Origin of the sequence: Deinococcus sp. AB2017081 (genome assembly GCF_034440735.1) — a bacterium.
GTDB lineage: Bacteria > Deinococcota > Deinococci > Deinococcales > Deinococcaceae > Deinococcus > Deinococcus rufus.
The window spans coordinates 782,743-803,746 of record NZ_CP140098.1; the positions used below are offsets into that span (position 1 = coordinate 782,743).

The 21,004-nt window shown below is 69.1% G+C and carries 17 protein-coding genes and 1 tRNA gene; 11 read left to right on the top strand and 7 right to left on the bottom strand.

Features of this window, described 5'->3' with window-relative positions:
- Positions 1-20 precede the first annotated feature (20 nt).
- The gene (locus U2P90_RS03820) at positions 21-1,235 is read left to right on the top strand and encodes a type IV pilus twitching motility protein PilT (protein WP_322473863.1); all 1,215 of its coding nucleotides are present in this window, start codon (positions 21-23) and stop codon (positions 1,233-1,235) included.
- A gap of 99 nt (positions 1,236-1,334) precedes the next feature.
- Here the strand turns inward: U2P90_RS03820 and lon are convergent, their stop codons facing one another.
- From lon to U2P90_RS03840, 4 genes are all read right to left on the bottom strand, one after another.
- Positions 1,335-3,770 (bottom strand): endopeptidase La, encoded by a 2,436-nt coding sequence (lon, locus tag U2P90_RS03825; RefSeq protein WP_322473864.1) that lies wholly within the window; start codon positions 3,768-3,770, stop codon positions 1,335-1,337.
- 159 nt (positions 3,771-3,929) lie between these two features.
- Positions 3,930-5,138, bottom strand: a complete 1,209-nt coding sequence (clpX, locus tag U2P90_RS03830; RefSeq protein ID WP_295821675.1) for an ATP-dependent Clp protease ATP-binding subunit ClpX — start codon at positions 5,136-5,138, stop codon at positions 3,930-3,932.
- The gene (gene clpP / locus U2P90_RS03835; protein ID WP_380101305.1) at positions 5,135-5,746 is read right to left on the bottom strand and encodes an ATP-dependent Clp protease proteolytic subunit; all 612 of its coding nucleotides are present in this window, start codon (positions 5,744-5,746) and stop codon (positions 5,135-5,137) included. Before clpP ends, clpX begins: the two co-directional genes overlap by 4 nt.
- A gap of 120 nt (positions 5,747-5,866) precedes the next feature.
- Positions 5,867-6,298, bottom strand: a complete 432-nt coding sequence (locus tag U2P90_RS03840; RefSeq protein ID WP_322473865.1) for a winged helix-turn-helix transcriptional regulator — start codon at positions 6,296-6,298, stop codon at positions 5,867-5,869.
- A 128-nt stretch (positions 6,299-6,426) separates the two neighbouring features.
- Here U2P90_RS03840 and U2P90_RS03845 point away from each other — a divergent pair, with 128 nt between their 5' ends.
- The 4 genes from U2P90_RS03845 to U2P90_RS03860 all read left to right on the top strand — a co-directional run bounded on the left by U2P90_RS03845 (position 6,427) and on the right by U2P90_RS03860 (position 10,021).
- Complete coding sequence (locus U2P90_RS03845; protein ID WP_322473866.1) at positions 6,427-7,467, top strand: aldo/keto reductase; 1,041 nt, start codon at positions 6,427-6,429, stop codon at positions 7,465-7,467.
- A 168-nt stretch (positions 7,468-7,635) separates the two neighbouring features.
- Positions 7,636-8,688: an aldo/keto reductase gene (locus U2P90_RS03850; protein ID WP_322473867.1), complete on the top strand. Its 1,053-nt coding sequence runs from the start codon at positions 7,636-7,638 to the stop codon at positions 8,686-8,688.
- A gap of 72 nt (positions 8,689-8,760) precedes the next feature.
- Positions 8,761-9,573, top strand: coding sequence for a helix-turn-helix domain-containing protein (locus tag U2P90_RS03855; RefSeq protein WP_322473868.1), 813 nt, complete (start codon positions 8,761-8,763; stop codon positions 9,571-9,573).
- Between the two features lie 82 nt (positions 9,574-9,655).
- Positions 9,656-10,021 carry a nuclear transport factor 2 family protein gene (locus U2P90_RS03860; RefSeq protein ID WP_322473869.1) on the top strand — a complete coding sequence of 122 codons (366 nt, stop codon included), beginning with the start codon at positions 9,656-9,658 and terminating at the stop codon, positions 10,019-10,021.
- A 61-nt stretch (positions 10,022-10,082) separates the two neighbouring features.
- On the opposite strand, the gene U2P90_RS03865 is transcribed toward U2P90_RS03860, so the two are convergent.
- Together U2P90_RS03865 and U2P90_RS03870 are read right to left on the bottom strand one after the other, a co-directional pair.
- A complete protein-coding gene (locus U2P90_RS03865) occupies positions 10,083-11,756 on the bottom strand; it encodes a ribonuclease J (RefSeq protein WP_322473870.1) in 1,674 nt (557 codons plus the stop codon).
- A gap of 759 nt (positions 11,757-12,515) precedes the next feature.
- Positions 12,516-12,590 (bottom strand) — tRNA-Glu (locus U2P90_RS03870).
- 314 nt (positions 12,591-12,904) lie between these two features.
- Here U2P90_RS03870 and dnaX point away from each other — a divergent pair.
- Together dnaX and U2P90_RS03880 are read left to right on the top strand one after the other, a co-directional pair.
- Entirely contained in the window at positions 12,905-15,187 is a 2,283-nt protein-coding gene (dnaX, locus tag U2P90_RS03875) for a DNA polymerase III subunit gamma/tau (RefSeq protein WP_322473871.1), read from the top strand.
- A gap of 61 nt (positions 15,188-15,248) precedes the next feature.
- On the top strand, positions 15,249-16,787 hold the full coding sequence (locus U2P90_RS03880) for a glycoside hydrolase family 10 protein (protein WP_322473872.1): 1,539 nt from the start codon (positions 15,249-15,251) through the stop codon (positions 16,785-16,787).
- A gap of 9 nt (positions 16,788-16,796) precedes the next feature.
- Here U2P90_RS03880 and U2P90_RS03885 read toward each other — a convergent pair whose 3' ends face one another.
- On the bottom strand, positions 16,797-17,804 hold the full coding sequence (locus tag U2P90_RS03885) for a LacI family DNA-binding transcriptional regulator (RefSeq protein ID WP_322473873.1): 1,008 nt from the start codon (positions 17,802-17,804) through the stop codon (positions 16,797-16,799).
- Between the two features lie 222 nt (positions 17,805-18,026).
- On the opposite strand from U2P90_RS03885, the gene U2P90_RS03890 reads away from it, so the two are divergent.
- Genes U2P90_RS03890 through U2P90_RS03905 form a run of 4 tightly spaced genes read left to right on the top strand, consistent with a single transcriptional unit; the run spans position 18,027 to position 20,973 of the window.
- Positions 18,027-18,521: a copper chaperone PCu(A)C gene (locus tag U2P90_RS03890; RefSeq protein ID WP_295820553.1), complete on the top strand. Its 495-nt coding sequence runs from the start codon at positions 18,027-18,029 to the stop codon at positions 18,519-18,521.
- 4 nt (positions 18,522-18,525) lie between these two features.
- Positions 18,526-19,179, top strand: a complete 654-nt coding sequence (locus tag U2P90_RS03895) for an SCO family protein (protein ID WP_322473874.1) — start codon at positions 18,526-18,528, stop codon at positions 19,177-19,179.
- Complete coding sequence (locus U2P90_RS03900; RefSeq protein WP_322473875.1) at positions 19,176-20,000, top strand: cytochrome c oxidase assembly protein; 825 nt, start codon at positions 19,176-19,178, stop codon at positions 19,998-20,000. Before U2P90_RS03895 ends, U2P90_RS03900 begins: the two co-directional genes overlap by 4 nt.
- A 37-nt stretch (positions 20,001-20,037) precedes the next feature.
- Entirely contained in the window at positions 20,038-20,973 is a 936-nt protein-coding gene (locus U2P90_RS03905; RefSeq protein WP_322473876.1) for a quinate 5-dehydrogenase, read from the top strand.
- Positions 20,974-21,004 lie beyond the last annotated feature (31 nt).

Consider the following 21,004-nt stretch of genomic DNA (forward strand, 5'->3'; position numbering starts at 1 on the left):
CTCCCCACCGAGGTTCCTGCATGAACACATCCAGCGCCGACATCACCGACATCCTGCGTCTCGCCGCCGAGAAGGGCGCGTCCGACGTGATCCTGACGGTCGGACTGCCGCCGCAGTTCAAGCTGCACGGCGTCTACGATTCCCAGGGCTTCGGGGAACTGGTGGGCACCGAGACCCGCCGCCTGATGTACTCGATGATGAACGAGAAGCAGCAGCGCACCTTCGAGGAGAAGCGCGAGCTGGACTTCTCCTTCGCGCTGGGCGAGAAGGCCCGCTTCCGCGTGAACGCGTTCATGCAGCGTGGCAACGTGGGCGGCGTGCTGCGTCTGATCCCCACCAAGATCAAGAGCGCCCAGGAGATGGGCCTGCCGCAGAACGTGATCGACATCGCGGGGGCGCCGCGCGGGCTGGTGCTCGTGACCGGCCCCACCGGCTCGGGCAAGTCCACGACGCTGGCGGCCATGATCGACCACATCAACGCCAACAAGAAGATGCACATCATGACGATCGAGGATCCGATCGAGTTCATGCACACCCACAAGCAGTCGATCATCAACCAGCGCGAGGTCGGCTCCGACACCCTGGATTTCAACAACGCGCTGCGTGCGGTGCTGCGCCAGGCCCCGGACGTCATCCTGGTCGGCGAGCTCCGCGACTACGAGACCATCAAGGCCGCCGTGACCGCCGCCGAGACCGGGCACCTGGTCATGGGCACCCTGCACACGAACAGCGCCCCCGAGTCCATCGACCGAATCGTGGACGTATTCCCCGAGGAACAGCAGGAGCAGATCCGCGTGCAGCTCGCGAACAACCTCGTGGCGGTCATGACCCAGCAGCTGGTACCGAAACTTGACGGCGGCGGGCGCATCCTGGCTTACGAACTGCTGGTCGCCAACCCCGCCGTCCGCTCGCTGATCCGCGAGGGTAAGACCTACCAGATCGTGTCGGTCATGCAGACCGGCGCGCGCGAGGGCATGATCACCATGGACGCCTACCTGGCCAACCTGTACCGGCGCCGCCTGATCTCCTTCGACATCGGCGTGGAACGCGCCGTCGACCCCAAGGAGTTCGCGCGGCTGGCCAACGACCCGACCGTGGGCAGCAGCCTTCCCGCCGCTGGCCCCGCCATGGCAGGCGGACAGGCCGGCGGGTACGGGGCCAGCGCCCGCCCGGCTGAGCCGGCTCGCCCGACCACGCCGCCCTCCAGCAACTCGACGTCCTTCGGTCGCCGCTGAGCACCACAACCCGCGCCGCCCCCCAGAACCCAGGGGGCGGCGCGGTCATAGCGGCATAAAAAATCCTCTCCCGGTGGGGAGAGGGTCGGATGAGCGTTGTTACGCGCCCGGCTGGGTGGGCTTGCTGCCCTGGGCCGGCGGGATGGTCGGCTGCGCAGTGTCGGGGCGGGGCAGCAGCAGCAGGTTCAGCACCTCACCCACGCGCTCGACGGCGTGGATCTTGAGCTCGCCGCGGATCGACTCGGGCACGTCCTGCAGGTGCACCTCGTTGTCGTGCGGGAAGATGACCTCGCGGATCCCGCCCTGGTGGGCGGCCAGCAGCTTCTCCTTGAGCCCGCCGATGGGCAGGACACGGCCGCGCAGGCTGATCTCCCCGGTCATGGCGACGTCCATGCGCACCGGGCGGCCGGTGATCGCACTGATGACGGCCGTGGCGATCGTGATCCCGGCGCTGGGGCCGTCCTTGGGCGTGGCCCCGTCGGGGAAGTGGACGTGCAGATCCATGGTCTTGTGGAAGTCCGGGTCGGCCCCGTACTCGTTGGCATGGGCGCGCAGGTACGCGATGGCCGCACCGACGCTCTCCTTCATCACGTCGCCCAGGCTGCCGGTCATGACGACCTTGCCGGTGCCGGGCGTGGCGAGCGCCTCGACGAGCAGCATGGTGCCGCCCACCGACGTCCAGGCCAGCCCCTGCGCGACGCCCACCTGCGGCTCCTTCTCCATCTTGTCCGGGCGGTGCATGGGCACGCCCAGGTAGTCCGGCACCTGCGCGGCGTCGATGACCTTCACGTCCTCCCAGGGCTTCTCGAGCAGTTCACGGGCCGCCTTGCGGGCCAGCTTGCTGACCTGCCGGTCGAGGTTACGCACGCCGCTCTCCTGCGTGTACTCCTCGACGATGCGGTTCAGGGCGGCGTCCGTGATCTCCACGCGGCCGGTCAGGCCGTGGCTCTTGACCTGTCGGGGCACGCGGTAGCGCTTGGCGATCTCGACCTTCTCCACCTGCGTGTAACCGGGGATCTGGATGACCTCCATGCGGTCGAGCAGCGGCCGGGGAATGGTCTGCAGCGTGTTCGCGGTCGTGATGAACATGACCTGCGACAGGTCGTACGGCACTTCCAGGTAGTGATCCTGGAAGGTGTGGTTCTGCTCGGGGTCGAGCACTTCCAGCATGGCGCTGCTGGGGTCGCCGCGCCAGTCGCTGCTCATCTTGTCGATCTCGTCCAGCAGGATCACCGGGTTGGTCACGCCCGCGTTCTTCATGGCCTGGATGATCCGGCCGGGCATGCTGCCGATGTACGTGCGGCGGTGGCCCCGGATCTCGGCCTCGTCGCGCACGCCGCCCAGCGCCATGCGGACGAACTTGCGGTTCAGCGACCGGGCGATGCTCTTGCCCAGTGAGGTCTTGCCCACGCCGGGAGGGCCGACGAGCACCAGGATCGGGGCGCGCAGTTCGGCGTCGTCGGTGCGTTCCTCGGCGGTGCGTTCCTTGCGGGCCTCCTCGGTCTCGCCGTCCTTGTGGGTCAGCTGACGCACGGCCAGGAATTCCAGGATGCGGTCTTTCACGTCGTCCAGCGCGTAGTGGTCGTCGTTCAGGATGTCGCGCGTCCGGGCGATGTCGAGGATCTCCTCGTCACGTTTGCTCCACGGCACGTCGACCAGCCAGTCGATGTAGTTGCGCACCACGGTGCTCTCGGGGCTGCCGCCGGGCGTGCGTTCCAGGCGCTGGAGTTCCTTGAGGGCCTTCTCCTTGACGCTGTCGGGCATGCCGGCGTTCTCGATCTTCTCGCGCAGCGCCTCGACCTCGACCGGGCCGTCCTCGCCGCCGCCGAGTTCCTTGCCGATGGCCTTCATCTGCTCGCGCAGGTAGTACTCGCGCTGGTTGGCGTCCATCTGTTCCTTGACGCGTCCGGCGATCTTCTTGTCCAGATTGAAGCGCTCGGTGTCGCGCGACAGGAACTTCAGGGTGGCTTCCAGCCGGGCACGCAGCGCCACGGCCGACAGGACTTCCTGCTTCTCCTCGGGCGTCCACGTCGCGTGGTGCGTGACCTGATCGGCCAGCGTACCGGCGTCGTTCAGCGCCTTGAGGCCCTCGAGCTGGTAGTTGTCGAGGCGCAGGTTCTTGTTCTGGCGCTGATACTCCTCGAAGGCCGACTTGACCTCCTGCACCAGCACGGTCAGCTCGCGGCTGTCGTCGGCCGCCACGGTCTGGGTCTCGGCCCGCACGCGCATGTAGGCGCTGGGCACCTCGTCCGTGACCAGGGCACGCTCCTGGGCCTCGACGAGCACCTGGTAGGTGTTGTCGGGCATGCGGACGACCTGCTTGACCACGGCCAGCACACCCATCTCGTACAGCTCGGCGCGGGTGGGGTCGTCGGTGCGGGCATCGCGCTGGGTCAGCAGCAGGACGCGGCGGTCGCTGGCCTGCGCCTCGTCGACGGCACGCTTGCTCTTGGGGCGCCCGACATCGACGTTCATGGTGACACCGGGCAGGATGACGATGTTTCTCAGTGCGACGACGGGAAGTTCCCAGATCATGCTTGCTCCTTGCGGGCCGCGGCCCTTCGTGACACTCGGAATCAGGGCGCGGAAATACGAAAGTCTAACAAGGCCGGGGGAACGAACAACACCCCCGGCCACCGGGTACACCGGCAGTCTAGGGGCGGGGGGGTGAGGGTGCTGTAATCTCTGTTGCGTTTAGGCAGACTTCTTGAGTCCCTTTGACTCAAGTAACCCCAGGGGAGAGTCGATGTGCGCCGCGTCGAACCGGAGCTCCTTGAGGCCCTCCACGGGCAGCTCGAACAGCAGATCGGTCATGGCTTTTTCCAGCACGGCACGCAGGCCACGGGCTCCGGTCTTGCGCTCGCGAGCGCGGTGCGCCACGTCGCGCAGCGCTCCTTCCGTGAAGCTCAGATCAACATTCTGAAAACCGAACAGCGCCTGGTACTGCTTGATGATCGCGCCCTGCGGCTCGGTCAGGATCCGCACCAGGGCGTCCTCGTCGAGATCCTGGAGCTGCACCACCAGCGGCAGGCGGCCCACGAACTCCGGGATCAGCCCGAACTTCACGAGGTCTTCCGGCAGGAAGCGGATCTCGGTCTTCTCCTCGCCCTTGTGTTCCGCGCCGAAGCCCACGGCGCGCACGTTGGTGCGGCTGCGCGCGATGTCCGCCATGCTCTCGAAGGCCCCGCCCACGATGAACAGGATGTTCTTCGTGTTCACCTGCACCAGTTCCTGCTGTGGGTGCTTGCGCCCGCCCTGCGGCGGCACCTGCGCGACCGTGCCCTCGATGATCTTCAGCAGGGCCTGCTGCACGCCCTCGCCGGACACGTCGCGCGTGATCGAGGTGCCCTCGGACTTGCGGGCGATCTTGTCGATCTCGTCGATGTAGATGATCCCGCGCTCGGCGGCGGCCACGTCGTACTCGGCGGCCTGCAGCAGCCGGACGATTACGTTCTCGACGTCGTCGCCGACGTAGCCGGCTTCCGTCAGGGTGGTGGCGTCGGCGATGGCGAACGGCACCTCCAGCATCTCGGCCAGCGACTGCGCCAGCAGGGTCTTGCCGGTTCCGGTCGGGCCGATCAGCAGGATGTTCGACTTCTGGAGGTTCACGTCGGGGTGCGCGAGGCGCTGGTAGTGGCTCACGACGGCGACCGCCAGCGCCTTCTTGGCCTCGTCCTGACCGATCACGAAGTCGTCGAGGTACGCCTTGATCTCCTTCGGGCTGGGCAGTTCTTCCAGCCGGAACTCGCTGCCGGCCTTCTTGTTCTGCTTGACCAGCTCGTGGGCCCGGTCCGTGCACTCGTTGCAGATGAACGCCGCGCGGCCCGGCGCCTCGATCAGCTGGGCGATCTGCGGATGTTGCCGCCCACAGAACGAGCAGCGGTCTCCCCCTGACTTGGTCATGCGTTCCCCCCCACGAGATCCACTTCGCGCGTGTTCTCGATCACGCTGTCGATCAGACCATACTGCTTGGCCTCGTCGGCCGACATGAAGTAATCGCGCTCCATGTCCCGCAGCAGCTTGTCGTGCGGCAGATCCGTGTGCTTGTGATAGATGCTCACCAGGCGGTCACGCAGATGCAGCACCTCCTTGGCCTGCACCTCCAGATCCGGCGTGTTGCCCCGGAAGCCCGCCGAGCCCTGGTGGATCATGATCCGCGAGTTCGGCAGCGCCAGGCGCTTGCCTTTGTCGCCGGCCATGAGCAGCACGCTGCCCATGCTCATGGCGATGCCCACGCAGATGGTGCTGACCGGGGCCTTAATGTAGCGCATGGTGTCGTAGATCGCCAGGCCCGCGTACACCTCGCCGCCGGGGCAGTTGATGTACATCTGGATCTCCTGCTCGGGGTTCTGCGAGTCGAGCAGCAGCAGCTGCGCCACGATGGAATTGGCCATCTGCGACTCGATGGGCGTGCCCACGAAGATGATCCGGTCTTTCAGCAGGCGCGAGTAGATGTCATAGCTGCGCTCGCCGCGTCCGGTCTGCTCGATCACGTAAGGAATGATGCCCATGCGGGCGATTATAGGCCCGGTCAACACGGGGAATGGATGGAAAGGCGGGATACACCGCTGGACGGGTGGAGCGCGCCGTGAAGCGCCGTGCTCGGGGCGGCTGGCCGGGACTGCCGTGTGTCAGGCACTCGGATGCTGCTCGCCCAGATGCTGCGCCCGCAGGGTTGCCATCATCGCCTCGGTGTCGGCCCCCCCGTCCGCTCTGGGGACGGCGGCGGGGCGGTACTTCTCGTCTACGGGCGCGTAGCGGTAGCTCCACTCGCTGATCTGCATCAGGATCGGCAGCAGCGCGATGCCCTTCTCGGTCAGGTGGTACAGCACGCGCTGCGTGTGGGCCGGGTCTTCGCTGCGGGTCACGATGCCCTGGGCCGTGAGCAGCCGCAGCCGATCCGTCAGGATGTTCGAGGAGATGTGCTCCTCGGATTCCAGAAAGTCGCGGAAGTGCCGTTTGCCGCCGAACATCAGGTCACGGACGATCAGCAGGGTCCACGGATCGCCGAAGAGTTCCAGGCCCAGATTCACCGGGCAGCCTGATTTGCCGTGCTTGCTCACTGGGCCTCCATGATCCTCTGACCGATTGCATTATTGCACCGGTTCGCCTACGATTCAACCGGTTGTGTTCTGCAACTGGTTCCGAGGCTCTGGGCCTCTGACCTTCCCATCCCTGGAGGCAAGAACGTATGCGCTACAACCGACTCGGTACCACAGGCCTGTTCGTCTCGGAACTCAGTTTCGGCACCATGACCTTCGGTGGCAGCGACGGCTTCGAGGCCATGGGCAGCGTGCAGCAGCCCGAGGCCGACCGCCTGCTGGCCCACGCCCTGGAGGCGGGCATCACCCTGATCGACACCGCCGACACCTACTCGGCCGGGGCGTCCGAACGCATCACCGGGCAGGCCCTGAAGAACCTCGGCGTGCGGCGCGAGGAGATCGTGATCGCCACGAAGGTGTTCGGTGAGATGGGCCGGGGGCCGAACGCACGCGGCTCGTCGCGGGGCCACATCCTCGACGGGGCCCACGCCAGCCTGGAGCGCCTGGGCGTGGATCACATCGACCTGTACCAGCTGCACGGCTTCGACCCGGCCACGCCCGTCGAGGAGAGCCTGGAGGCCCTGAACGATCTCGTGCGCCAGGGGCTCGTGCGGTATATCGGCGTGTCGAACTGGGCCGCGTGGCAGGTCAGCCAGGCGCTGGGGATCGCGGCGCGGCGGGGGCTGGCCCGCTTCGCCTCGGTGCAGACGTACTACACCCTGGCCGCCCGCGACGTGGAGCGCGAGATCGTGCCCATGGCCGCCAGCGAGGGCCTGGGCCTGCTGGCGTGGAGTCCGCTGGCCGGTGGCCTGCTGAGCGGCAGGGTCAGCCGCGATCAGCCCACGCAGGAGGGCAGCCGCCGCGCTGCCGTGGCCTTTCCGCCAGTCGAGATGGAGCGGGCCTACAACGTGATCGACGTGCTGCAGGAACTCGCCACGGAGCGCGGGGCCAGCGTGGCGCAGCTGGCCCTGGCGTGGCTGCTGCACCAGCCGCAGGTCAGCAGTGTCCTTCTGGGCACCCGCCGCATCGAGCAGCTGGACGACAATCTGGGCGCGGCGGCCATCGAGCTGAGCACTGACGACCTGTCCAGGCTGGACGCCGCCAGCCGCCTGCCCGCCGAATATCCGGGCTGGATGCTGGACTTCTGGAGCGCCGGCCGCGCCGAGCAGCTCCGGCAGTCGCGCGTATGACATGGAACTCAGGTGCGTCGAAGACGAGCGGCGAGCGAAGCGAGCATGAGAGAGATACCGATTGGGACGATGGAAATCTATGCCGATCTTTCCACGGCATAGATTGGAATCGTTTGAATTCGGTATGACCGTCCAGACGCTCCGGCAGGCCGGATCAGGAGACCCACGATGACCCTCACCGACTACCGTACCCTGGGCCGCTCCGGCCTGATCGTCAGCCCGCTCGCGCTGGGCACCATGACCTTCGGCAACGCCGCGTGGGGCAGCCCCGACGAGGCCTCCGCCCAGATCCTCGACGCCTACCTGGAGGCCGGCGGCAACGTGATCGACACCGCCGACGTGTACTCCGGCGGGCGCAGCGAGGAGCTGCTGGGCCAGCTGATCGCCGAGCGCGGCATCCGCGATCAGGTCGTGCTGGCGACCAAGTTCGGCTTCAACGCCAGACGGGGCGACCCGCACGCCGGCGGCAACGGCCGCAAGCACATCCGCGCCGCGCTGGAGGGCTCGCTGCGCCGCCTGAGGATCGACCATATCGACCTGTACTGGTTGCACGTGTGGGACATGGTCACGCCGGTAGAAGAGGTCTTGCAGACCCTGGGCGATCTCGTGCGGGCCGGGCACATCCGTTACTTTGGCCTGTCGGACATGCCCGCGTGGTACGCCGCCAAGATGGCTGCGCTGGCGCAGGCTCACCACGTCCCCGGCCCCATCGCCATGCAGCTCGAATACTCGCTGGTGGCCCGCGACATCGAGACCGAGCACCTTCCTGCCGCCCGCGACGGTGGCCTGGGCCTGATGCCGTGGAGCCCACTGGCCGGCGGTTTTCTGGCCGGGAAATATGAACAGGGCACAGCGGGCGTGACCGGTCAGGGCCGCCTGAGCGGCGCGAACCCCTTTCAGGGGCCGTTCACCAAGTTCACCGAGCGCAACTGGGCCATTCTTGAGGCTCTGAAAGAGGTGGCTGCCGAGGTCGAGCGCCCACCCGCGCAGGTGGCGCTGGCGTGGCTGACCGCGCAGCCCGGCGTGACCTCGACCATCCTCGGGGCCAGCAGACTTACGCAGCTTCAGGACAATCTCGCTGCGCTGGAGATCACACTGACGCCGGCCCAGCTCGGGACGCTGGACGCGGCGAGTGCGCCAGCTGGGGCCTTCTTCAGCCCGGAGCTGCGGCGTGTGGTCTTCGGTGGCGCAGACGTGCGCAACTGGGACGAACAGGGCTGAGCGCGGCGGTGCCGAAGTCTCCTGACCTGTGAGGTCATGGAACGTCTGCACGGCGCTTTCTACACTGCGGGCATGACCACTTCACTCCCGGCACCATCGTCGTTCGGTGGGTTGCTGCGGGCGTGGCGCACCCGCCGCCGCCTGAGTCAGGAACACCTCGCGGCCGAGGCGCTGGTGTCGACCCGGCATCTCAGCTACCTGGAGACCTCGAAGGCGGCCCCCAGCCGTGAGATGGTGCTGCGGCTGAGCAAACCGCTGGGGCTGCCGCTGCGCGAGCGCAACCAGTTGCTGCTGGCCGCCGGCTTCGCTCCCCATTACGCGCAGCGCCCGCTCGACGACCCGGCCCTGAGGGCCGCGCGTGAGGCCATCGACACGGTGCTCAGCGGTCACGACCCCAACCCGGCGTTGGCGGTCGACCGGCTGTGGAATCTGCACGCGGCGAACCCGACGGCCCAGCGGCTGATGGCCAGTGTGCACGCGGAGCTGCTCAGCGCTCCCGTGAACGTCCTGCGCCTGAGCCTGCACCCGCTGGGCCTCGCTCCACGCATCGAGAACTACAGTGAGTGGCGGGCACACCTGCTGGCCCGGCTGCGCCGCGAGGCCGACCTCAGCCCGGACGGTGCCCTGCATGACCTGCACCGTGAACTGGTGGCCTTTCCCGCTCCACCTGGCAGCCTGCGCCATGTCCCGGACGGCGCGGAACGGCCCCCGATCGTGATTCCGCTGCGGCTCCACACGCCGGCGGGTGGGCTCAATCTGCTGAGCACCACCACCGTGTTCGGCACGCCGCTGGACGTGACCCTGTCGGAACTCGCCATCGAGTCCTTCTTCCCGGCCGACCGCGCCACGGCCGAGCGGCTGCGTGTCCTGTCCCACGGCCCATGACCTGCGGCGTTATCGCGTACTGGCCGCAGCGGGCGCACCATGCGCGCAGGTGACCCAGACGGGCACCCACCGGAGGATGACCATGACCCAGCAGCACACCCTGGCCCAGCAGTACCTCGACGCCTGGAACGAGGCCGATGCCCAGCAGCGGGACGCGCAGCTGCGCCGGCTCCTGACCCCGGACGCCACCTACACCGATCCGCAGATGACCGGCCACGGCCCGGACGGGATCGGGCAGATGATCGGCGCGGCCCGCACGCAGCTCCCCGGCCTGAGCTTCCGTCTGCGGGGCTCGGTCGAGACCCACCATGACACCATGCGCTTTTCCTGGGCGCTCGGCCCGGATGCGGACACTGCTGTTGCGGGGGGCACCGATGTCGTCGTGCTGGACGGCGGGCGGATGCGGCAGATCATCGGCTTCATCGATTTCGCACCGGCCTCCGGCTGAGTCGGATCATGCGAACGCCGCCGCTCCAAACCTGGGAGCGGCGGCGTAGGTCTGCTGATCTTCAGTCCACGATCATCGGGATCAAGACGGGGTTGCGGCCCGTGACCTTGCGGACGAACCGGCGAACCGCGCCGTACATGTCGTCGCGCACGTCCTCCAGGCGCTTCTTCTCGCGCAGGCCGGTCTCGATGGACTCCAGGGCCACACGGCGGATCTGGTTGTCCAGGTCGCGGTTGGCGCGCACGAAGCCGCGCGACACGACCTCGACGTGCGGGGTGGGGTGCAGCACGGCGGTCATGATCAGGATGCCCTCCTGGCTCATGTTCACGCGGTCGAGGAGCACGTCGTCCCCGATGTCGCCCACGCCCAGGCCGTCCACGTAGACCGCGCCGGCCGGCACGGTGCCCGTGACCTTGAACTCGTCGGCGGCCAGCTTCACCACATCGCCGTTCTTGGCGATCAGGGTGCGCTTGGGCGGGCGGGGCAGCGTCTGGGCCAGCTTGGCGTGGTTGATCTGGTGGCGGGGCTCGCCGTGCCACGGCAGGAAGTACTTGGGCCGCGCGAGGTTCAGCACGGTCGCCAGTTCCTCCTGCGAGCCGTGCCCGGACGCGTGCACCTTGTACGTCGGCGGGTACACGACGTCCACGCCGATCTCGTACAGGCGGTTGATGACGAGGTTCACGGCCTCCTCGTTGCCCGGGATGGGGTTGCTGCTCAGGATCACGGTGTCGCCGCGGCGCAGCGCGATCTTGGCGTGGTTCCCGAACGCCAGGCGCGACAGCACGCTCATGGGCTGGCCCTGCGAACCGGTGCACACGAACAGGATCTGCTGATCCTGGAGCTGGCCCACGTCCTCACTGGTCAGGAAGGGATCGGGCGCTTCCATGTAGCCCAGCTGCGTGGCGACCTGCGCGTACTTCAGCATCGAGCGGCCCTCCATGACCACCCGGCGTCCGCAGCGGTGTGCCACGTTCAGCGTGTTCTGGATGCGGTGCACGTTGCTGGCGAAGGTCGTCATGAACACGCGGCCCTTGCAGTTCCTGATGACCTCTTCCAGATTGCGGGCGACCTCCATCTCGCTGACCGTGCGGCCGGGCCGCTCGGCATTGGTGGAGTCGCTGATCAGCAGCAGCACGCCGTCCTTGCCGGCCTGCTCGATTCTGGCCAGATCCGAGAGCTTGCCGTCGCTGGGTTCCTCGTCCAGCTTGAAGTCGCCGGTGTGCAGCACGCGCCCGACCGGCGTGGTCAGGATGTACCCCGCGTTGTCGGGGATCGAGTGCGTCATGCGGATGAATTCCACGTGGAAGTGCTTGCCGATCCGCACCTTCTCGTTCTTGTCGATGTCGATCTCGCGCAGATCCGTGTCGGCTTCCTTGATCCCGAACTCGGCCAGCTTCTCGCGCACCAGGCCCAGCGTCAGGGGAGCGCCGTACACCGGCATCTTCGGCAGCCGCGGCAGGATGTACGGCAGGCCGCCGATATGGTCCTCGTGTCCGTGGGTCAGGATCATGCCCTTGATCAGCCCCGCGTTCTGCTGCAGGTAGTCGATGCGCGGGATGATCAGGTCAATGCCCATCTGGTGTGAGTCCGGGAACGCCAGACCGCCGTCCACGATCATGATCTCGTCGGCGTAGCGGTACGCGGTGATGTTCTTGCCGATCTCGCCCATGCCGCCCAGCGGCATCACTTCCAGATGAGGCGTCGCCCCGTCCGGGGCCTTGTTGTCTTGGGTCATGTGGTACTCCGTGTCCCCGGCCCGCCACAGCATGGCCAGGATGTCTTGAATGAGGCGGGTGGCCCAGACGGTGCGGCCAGGTGGTGCGGTTGTGTCGCTGACCTTCACCCGGAGCGGGAAGGCAGACGCGGTCTGCCCAGGGTAGCACAGGGGTACGGAGTTGCCCCCCGGTGGGGTGCCCCGAGGTCTCACAGCAGAGTTCAGAGGCCGTGAGGAATGCCCTCACGGCCTCTGAACCGAGCGGAGCGAGTCCCGGACAGGGCAGCGGCCTCCGTGGAGCCCTGGGGCATCATCACAGCCCCGGGGCGGAACTGAACACCGTTGTCAGGGGGACAGCACACCACAAGCGGCCTGTACTCACCGCAAGCATCCTGCCCAGTGATCCGCCAGGCTGACCGGGCTGACGTGACCGGAGGTGAGCCCACGTGTCCCCACCCTCAGACCATCCGGGAAATTCCACTGACGCGCCTGCGTCTCATGCCGAGACCGGTGAGGGCGTCGTTGCCCGGAGTGCGGCCATCCAGGCAGTGTTGCAAGTCGGTCGGTACGGGCCCGCTGCCGTTGAGGATGACCGGAGTGACCTGCTGGCTCCGCGCGAACTTGAGCTGGAGTGACATTGCGAACGGGCCATACATCACCGGTCGCCATGTGGTGGGTCTCTGGCTTCTTTCAAGGAGGTCACGGTAAGCCCTTGCAGCCAGGCAGACGGCTGTCGTCCCACCACAACGAAAACACCCCCGCTTTCGCGGAGGCGTTCACTGGTGACCCCAACGGGATTCGAACCCGTATCGCTACCTTGAAAGGGTAGTGTCCTAACCGTTAGACGATGGGGCCACACCACTTCAGTTGTCGCGTTCGGCTCCTGGGGTCAGGGGCGTTCCGCGGACTGCCTTTCAAGGGGCACCGTTTCCGGCACCACAGAACTGTACAGGTGAGGACGCATTCCGTCAATAGGACAACCGGCCCAGGGACGGACGTGCCCGGCTCACTCCGGCCAGGGCCGGGCGGCACTAGACTGGGCAGGTGACCCAGGCCGCAGGCTGGAACCATCCAGACGCCACCCACAGGACGCAGGCCCAGGCGTCCGCTTCCGTCTGTCGGCCCTCTGCCACCTGCCACCTGCCATCTGCACCCCACAGGGACACCCCGTGAGCGCCATCTATCAGCGTGCCCGGCCGATCCGCTGGGATCAGGTGGTCGGGCAGGAACATGTCAAGGACGTGCTGCAGGCAGCGCTCTCGCAGGGACGGGTGGGGCATGCCTACCTGTTCAGCGGGCCGCGTGGGGTGGGCAAGACCACGACCGCCCGCCTGATCGCCATGACCGCCAACTGCACCGGGCCGCTGCCCAAGCCCTGCGGCGAGTGCGAGAGCTGCCTGAGCGTGCGGGCCGGGTCGCACCCGGACGTCATGGAGATCGACGCGGCCAGCAACAACAGCGTGGACGACGTGCGCGACCTGCGCGAGAAGGTCAGTCTGGCAGCCATGCGCGGCGGCAAGAAGATCTACATCCTGGACGAGGCGCACATGATGTCGCGGGCGGCCTTCAACGCGCTCCTGAAGACCCTGGAGGAGCCGCCGGGCCACGTCATCTTCATCCTGGCGACCACCGAGCCCGAGAAGATCATCCCGACCATCCTGAGCCGCTGCCAGCACTACCGCTTCCGCCGCCTGACGCCGGAGGAGGTCGCCGGGAAACTGGCCGGCCTGGCCGCGCAGGAAGGGGTGAGTGCCGAGCCCGCTGCCCTGCAGCTGATCGGCCGGCTGGCCGACGGCGCCATGCGCGACGGCGAGAGCCTGCTCGAGCGCATGCTGGCCGCCGGCAGCGCGATCACGCGATCGGGCGTGGAGGACGCGCTGGGCCTGCCGCCCGGCGAGCGGGTGCGGAGCATCGCGGCGGCGCTGGTCACCGGGGATGCCGGCGCGGCCCTGTCCGGCGCGGCACAGCTGTACCGTGACGGCTTCGCGGCACGCACGGTCGTCGAGGGCCTCGTGGCCGCGTTTGGGGCCGCGCTGCACGCGGAACTGGGACTGAGCGAGGAGGGGCGTCTGGACGGCGCCGACGTGCCCCGCCTGCTGAAGCTCCAGGCCGCGCTGGACGAGCAGGAGGCCCGCTTTGCCCGCTCGGCCGACCAGCAGAGCCTGGAGTTGAGCCTGACGCACGCCCTGCTCGCCGCCGACGGTGGGGGGCACGGCAGCAGCGTGGGCAGTGGCGGGGGCGCGGCTGTGCCGGCTGACCTCGTGCAGCGGCTGAACCGGCTGGAGAAGGAGCTGTCCAGCCTCCGTGCCAGCGGGGCGCGACCGGCCGCCGCGCCGGTGGCGGACTTCGACCCTGCCGCCCGCCGTGGCCCGGCCCCCGCCCGCGAGGTCGTGGCGCAGGTCGCCGCCAGCGTGGGAGCGGACGTGCCGGCCCCGGCCCCCGTGCAGGGCAACTGGGCCGACGTGGTCAAGCAGGCGAGCATGCAGGTGCGGGCCTTCCTGAAACCCGCCCGCATGCACGCCGAGGCCGGCTACGTGAGCCTGACCTACGACGGCAAGAACGCCTTCCATGCCAAGCAGGTCGTGTCGAAGTTCGACGACCTCGGGAAGCTGGTGGAGCAGGTGTTCGGCCCGGTGGTCTTCGAGCTGATCGTGCCCGAGGGGGGCCGCAAGGTCAAACTGGGTGGAGCGGTTCCGGCCGCTGGGGCCCCGGCCGCCGCGCCCACCCCACCACCTGCCCCCGCCCGGCGACCAGACCCGGCCCCGGTGGCCGAGGCTCCGGCCGTGGACGTTCCCGCGTTCGACCCCACTCCCAGGCGGGCTCCGGCGCGCCCCCCCGCCCTGGCCCCGCTGCCCGAGCCGCCCCAGGCGAGCGCTGCTCCGCTGTCCGACCGTCCGCCGCCCCGCCCGGTGGCCCGTGTGGCGACCCTGGAACCGCCCGAGGTGCACGTGCCGCCGGCCAGCCCCGACGACCGGGCGGCGGCCCCCCTGCCCGAGCCGGACGCGCCGGCGTGGGAGCTGGAACACGCGGCCGATCCCGCTCCGGCCCCGGCCGACGCCCAGGGCGGCGACCGCGTGCCCCCACCCGCCGCGCCGCGCGAACTGTATCTGGGCGAGATCATCACCGAGGAACCCGACTGGGACGACATCGGCGGGCCGGTCGATGCCCTGCCGCTGGACGTGGCGGCCACCCTGGAGGACGCCCCCTTCGCGAACCTGAGCGTGGAACGCCCTGCGCCGACGTCCGCTCCGCCCCCGGCCCGCGCCGCGACCCCGCCGGCCCAGTCATCGGCCCGGCCCCCGGCCCGTGTCGTGGGCGACATCCGTGCCCACCCCATGTACGAGGACATCAAGGGCCGCTTCTCGGGGCGCGTCAAGGAGATCGGCAAGAACCGCTCGGTGCCGGCCGCGCCGGCCGATGACGACGCGGGCGAGGACGACGCCGACCAGTGACCGGCTGACCTGCAGCATTCACGTTCCCGCCAGACCCATGCGCTAGCCTGCGCCCCAGCCCATGACCCACCCCGCCCTGCGCCGCGCGCTGCTCTGTGCCCTGCTGCTGACCGGGAGCGGGCTGTCGCAGGAGATCCCGCCGTCCCCACGCCCCGCCGCGCCCGCACCGCTGCCATCCAGCACCCTGCGCGGCCTGTGGATCGATGCCTTCGGGCCGGGTCTGAAGACCCGTGCCCAGGCGCAGCGCACCGTGGACGACGCCGTCCGGATGGGCGTGAACACGCTGTTCGTGCAGGCCGTGCGGCGCGGCGACTGCCTGTGCCTGAAGTCCACGTACCCGCCGGTGACCGATCCCGATCTGGAGAAGAACTTCGACCCGCTGGCGGTCATGGTGAAGCTCGGGCATGCCCGGGGGCTGCGGGTGATCGCGTGGGTCAGCGTGACCGGGGCCTTCAACACCAATGCGCCGAACACCGATCCCCGCCACGTGTTCCGCACGCACGGCCCGGACGCCGGGGCGCAGTCGTGGATGGCCCGCCGCCCGGACGGCACGTGGCAGGAGGGCCGCGACGGCTGGCTGGACGTCGGGCTGCCGGCCGTGCAGGACTACGTCACGCAGGGGATGGTCAGCCTGGTGCGGAACTACGCGGTGGACGGCGTGCAGCTCGACCGGATCCGCTACCCCGACGGCGACGTGTGGGGCTACGACCCCCGCGTGCTCACCCGCTACCGCGCCGAGACGGGAGCGATTGGCACGCCCGCCGTGGACGATCCCGCGTGGGCGGACTGGAAGCGCCAGCAGGTCACGAACCTCGTGCGGCGGGTGGCGCTGGAGGTCAAGGCGGTGCGCTCCAGCGCGTGGATCAGCGCGGCGACCATCACGTACCTGGAGCCGCCGCGCGCGGGCGATCTGGTGTCGTTCCGGCGCACCCGCACGTACTGGGACGTCCTGCAGGACTGGCCCACCTGGATGAACGAGGGCCTGCTCGACCTGAACGTCCTGATGAACTACAAGCGCGACACGATCGAGTCGCAGGGCGCGTGGTTCGACGGCTGGAACACGTTTGCGCAGAGCATGAGCGCGCGGCCCGACGGCGAGCGGGCGCGGGTCGCGGCGGGCAGCGCCATGTACCTGAACGCGCCGGAGGTCACAGCTGCTCAGGCCCAGCGGGCGGTGGCCGCCGGCCTGGGCTGGGTGGGCTACTCGTACCGCACGCCGACTGCCGCCGTGTACGGCGAGCGCGAGACCGGTGCCCAGGGTCTGGAGACGGTGCGGCGCGTGCTGACCGCGCCCGGCGCGGCGCTGGCCGTGCCCGCGCCCTGGACGGACGCGCCGCCCACCGTGCGCGGCGTGCTGGGCCGCGTGACGGGAACGCCCGTGCCCGGTGGGCGCAGCGTCGAGGCGTGGCAGGGTGGCCGTCTGGTCGCCCGCGCAGTGACCGACGGCAACGGCTATTACGGCTTCGCGACCCTGCCGGCCGGCCCGGTCGAGGTGCGGGTCAGCGGCCAGCGCTGGGCCGACCGGGTGCCGGTGCGCGGGGTGGTGCGGCTCCCCGATCTGCTGCTCAGGAACGCCGCCACGGGTTCGGCGTCTCCCTGAACACCCCGGTCACGCCGTGCTGCGGATGACCAGACGCGGCTCGAAGCGGCGCGCGCGCGCCGGCCCCTTGAAGCCGCTCAGGCGCGTGAGGAGCAGCTGGGCGGCCTCGTAGCCCATGCTCTCGACCGGCTGGTGCAGGGTCGTCAGGCCCCGCGCCGCAGCCCACGGCTGGTCGTCGAACCCGATGATCCGCACGTCGCGGCCGGGAACCAGACCACGGGCACTGACCTCGTCCAGCAGTGCTCCGGCCAGCAGATCCGCCGAGGCGAAGACCGTGCAGGGCAACCCGTCTGGCGTGGCCTGGGCGTCGTCGAGCAGGGAGGAGGCCGTGTTGCGGGCGGCCAGGGTATCGAAGCTGGACGTGAACTCGGCCTGTACCGGCCGGCCCGCCGTGGACAGCGCGCCCAGGAAGCCGGCGCGGCGATCCTCGAACACGCGGGTGGTGAAGAGCTGATCGAGTTCCGTCTCGACCCAGATGGCGTACAGCGGGCCGGGCAGGGACGTGGCGTATTCGCCGGCCAGCCGCCCGCCGACCACGTTGTCCATGTACGAGCAGTCCACGTTGTCGGCATGTGCGTCGACGAGCACGGTGGGCTGCTGGGTGCGCAGGCGGCGCTCGTGGAACATCTGGGTCAGGTTGTAGGTCGCCATGACCAGGCCGTCGGCCTGATACGCGAGGGTGTGCGAGCCCAGGTAGCGCTCCAGCCGGGAGCGGTCGAGCAGCGGGAAGATCGCCACGTCGTAGCGGGCCTCCTGGAACGCGCTCTCCAGGCCGTCCATCAGGCGGGCATAGAACTCGGTGGTCAGCACCGGCAGCAGCACGCTGATGGTGTAGCTCTTGCCGCCGGCGATCCGGCGGGCGTGCGGGTTGGGCGTGTAGTCCAGGTCGGCAATGGCTCGCAGGACGGTTTCACGGGTCGCGCCCTTGACGGCGGCATGGTTGTTCAGCACGCGCGACACGGTGCCGACACCGACACCGGCCTGACGGGCCACATCCTGGATGGTGGGTTTACGCATGATTTCTGTGCAGGATACCCCGGATGGTGGAAGCGGGTTCCACGGCTGGTCAGATGGGGGTGGCGCCGGGCGGGATCGGTGCAGAGCGCCCGCCACCCGCACACGGCGGCGGAGCGTGCGCAGGGCCGCCCGGGTCAGGGGACAATCCGGCCCCCGGCCCGCGCCTAGACTGCGGACGCTTGCCGGCTGGGGGCAACGGTGCCCCCGAGGAGTTGCCAGTCCATGTCCCACTTCCATGTTCCGCGTCGTCCTGTCCGTGCCCTGCTGCTGGGGCTGGCTGTGCTGGCCGCCCCTGCGCTGGCCCATACGGCCCACCACCCCGTACCGGTGCCCAATCCGGGCGCGGCGCCGCTGGCCCTGAAGGCCACGCAGGCCCGCGTGGTGTCGGTGCCGCCCACGATCACCGAGACCAGCATGTTCGTCACGCTGGCCAACGCCGGGACGACGCCCGTCGTCCTGACCGGCGTGCGCTCCCCGCTGGCGGCCCACGCCATGCTGATGCAGACCGTCACGGACGCTCGGGGCGTGACCGGAATGACGGCCACCCCCACCCTGACGGTGCCTGCCCGCCGTACCCTGACCCTGAGCGCCGCCGGGCCGCACGTCATGCTGATGGGCCTGAAACGCGCCCTGAAGCCCGGCGAGACCGTGCCCGTGATCCTGAGTGACCGCGCCGGGCGGACGCTGACCGTCCGGGCCACCGTGTGGAAACCCTGAGCCCATGACCGACGTCACGCCCGTCCTGGAGCCCGCCGTGCCCCGCCGGCCGTGGTACGTCTCGGCGCTGCTGGCGGCCGTGGGCGTGACCTTGCTGCTGCTGGCGGCGTGGGCCTATGCCCGTTGGCAGAGTCCATACCCGTTCTACGGCACGGCGTACCGGGGTGCGGCGGCCGTGCCCCTGAGCGGCACCGCGCAGGACGGGCAACCCTACACCTTCACGCCGGGCACCGGCGGTCAGACCACGGCGCTGTTCTTCGGCTTCACGCACTGCGCCACCATCTGCCCGCTGACCCTGTCGTACCTGAACAAGGTCCGTCAGGCCCTGCCGGAGGGGCAGCGCCGGAACTTCCAGGTGCTGTTCGTGAGCATCGACCCGGCCCGCGACACACCGCAGCGCCTGGGCGAGTACGTGTCGTACTTCGGCAGCGGCACCGGCCTGCGTATGGCCGAGCCTGCGCTGGGCCAGGCCGCCCGTGCCTACGGGGTCGCGTACCAGAAGGCCGATGTCCAGGGGGCCGAGTACCAGATGAACCACACGACCGCCACGTACCTGGTCGACGCGGCCGGCAGGATCCGCGTGCTGTGGGACTACACCCAGCTCCCCGAGGTGTCCCGCGTCCTGGCCGACGTGCAGTACGTCATGGAGCACCCGTGAGCGCGCCGTCCGGCGGGATCGACCTGAATCCCACGCTGGCCGATCTGCTGACCCTGCACGTACAGCCCGCGCTCCTGCTCCCCACGCTGGTGGTGGGCGCGTGGTACGGCTGGCGCTTCATGCAGGCGCAGCGCACGCCGCAGGGCCGGACCCGCTGGCCGCTGTGGCGGGCCGCGCTGTTCGCACTGGGCTGGGTGCTGCTGCTCCTGACCACCCAGAGCCGCGCCGCAACCCTGACCCAGAGCAGCATGGCGCTGTACATGACCCGCCTGATGCTCCTGGCCGAGGTCGTGCCGCCCCTGCTGGTGCTGGGCATTCCACGTGGGGTGGCCCTCGACCCCCGGCGCGGCGTGGGGCGGGTGCTGAACGTGCTGCTCGATCCGTGGCTGGCGCTGGCGGTGTGGACGGCGGTGATCATCTTCTGGAACGTCCCGGCGGGCTTCAATGCGTCCGTGGTCGCCAACACCGCTGCCGCCCTGCTGCCGGGGCTGTACCTGCTGAGCAGCCTGCTGGTGTGGTCGGTCATCCTGCGCCCCCTGCCCGCCGTGCAGCCCGCCACGATCGGCTCTCGCGGGTGGTTCGGCCTGCTGGCGGCGCTGCCCATGATGGCGGTCGCGTCGGTGTGGCTGTACTCGCCGCGCGTGCTGTACCAGCCCTTCGTGAACGCCCTGTGCCTGTGGAACCTGACGCCGCTGCAGAACCAGCAGATCTCCGGGTGGATCATGATGCTCGCCGGCCTGCCCGCGCTGGCCCTGGCGTTCATCCAGCTGTTCCAGTGGCTGGTCAGCCTGACCGAGCAGCAGGACCTGCCGCCCGCGTGACGGTCAGCGCCACCCCCAGGCCTAGAATGCCCGGCATATGACGTCTGTCCTCGATGGCTGGCAGCCCGCTCCCGCCGGATACAAGCACGTGGTCAGCGTGTCCCTGGGCAGCAGCAAGCGCAACGCCCGCGAGGAGGTCACGGTGCTCGGCCAGCCGTTCATCCTTGAACGGATCGGCACCGACGCCGACGCGAAGAGGGCCGCCGCCATGTTCACCGAACTCGACGGCCGGGTCGACGCCTTCGGACTGGGCGGGGCCGACCTGTACGTGATCGCGGACGGCAAGCGGTACATGTTCGGCAACATCCGGAAGCTCGTGGCGGGCGCGAGGATCACACCGGTGCTCGACGGCAGCGGCCTGAAGAACACCCTGGAACGCGACGCCATCGCGCAGCTCGATCCCGTGCTGAACTGGCGGTCGCAGAAAGTCCTGATGGTATCGGCGGTCGACCGCTTCGGCATGGCCGAGGCGCTGTCGCAGGCGGGCGCGGATGTCGTATACGGTGATCTGGTGTTCGGGCTGAACATCGACCGCCCGCTGCGCTCCCTGACCTCGCTGCGCCGCGTCGCCAAGCTGGTGCTGCCGGTCATCACCAAGCTGCCGCAGGACTGGTTCTACCCGACCGGCGCGAAGCAGGAGACCAGCGTGCAGGGCAACGGCACGAAATACTACGCCTGGGCCGACGTGATCGCCGGCGACACCCACTACGCCAAGCGCTACGCCCCGACCGACCTGACCGGCAAGACCATCCTGACCCAGACCATCACCGAGGCCGACCGCGGGTGGATGAAGGATCGGGGCGTCGCGAGACTCATCACGACCACGCCCCGCATGGGCTCCCGCAACTTCGCCACGAACGTGCTGGAGGCATTCTTCGTCGCCCTGAGTGGCAAGAAGGCGGCCCTGACCGAGGCCGAATATCTGGACTACATCCGGCAGGTGGGCTTCCGGCCGGAGATCAACGAGCTGTAGGAGGCTGTGGGCTCTGAGGGGTGAGGGTTCC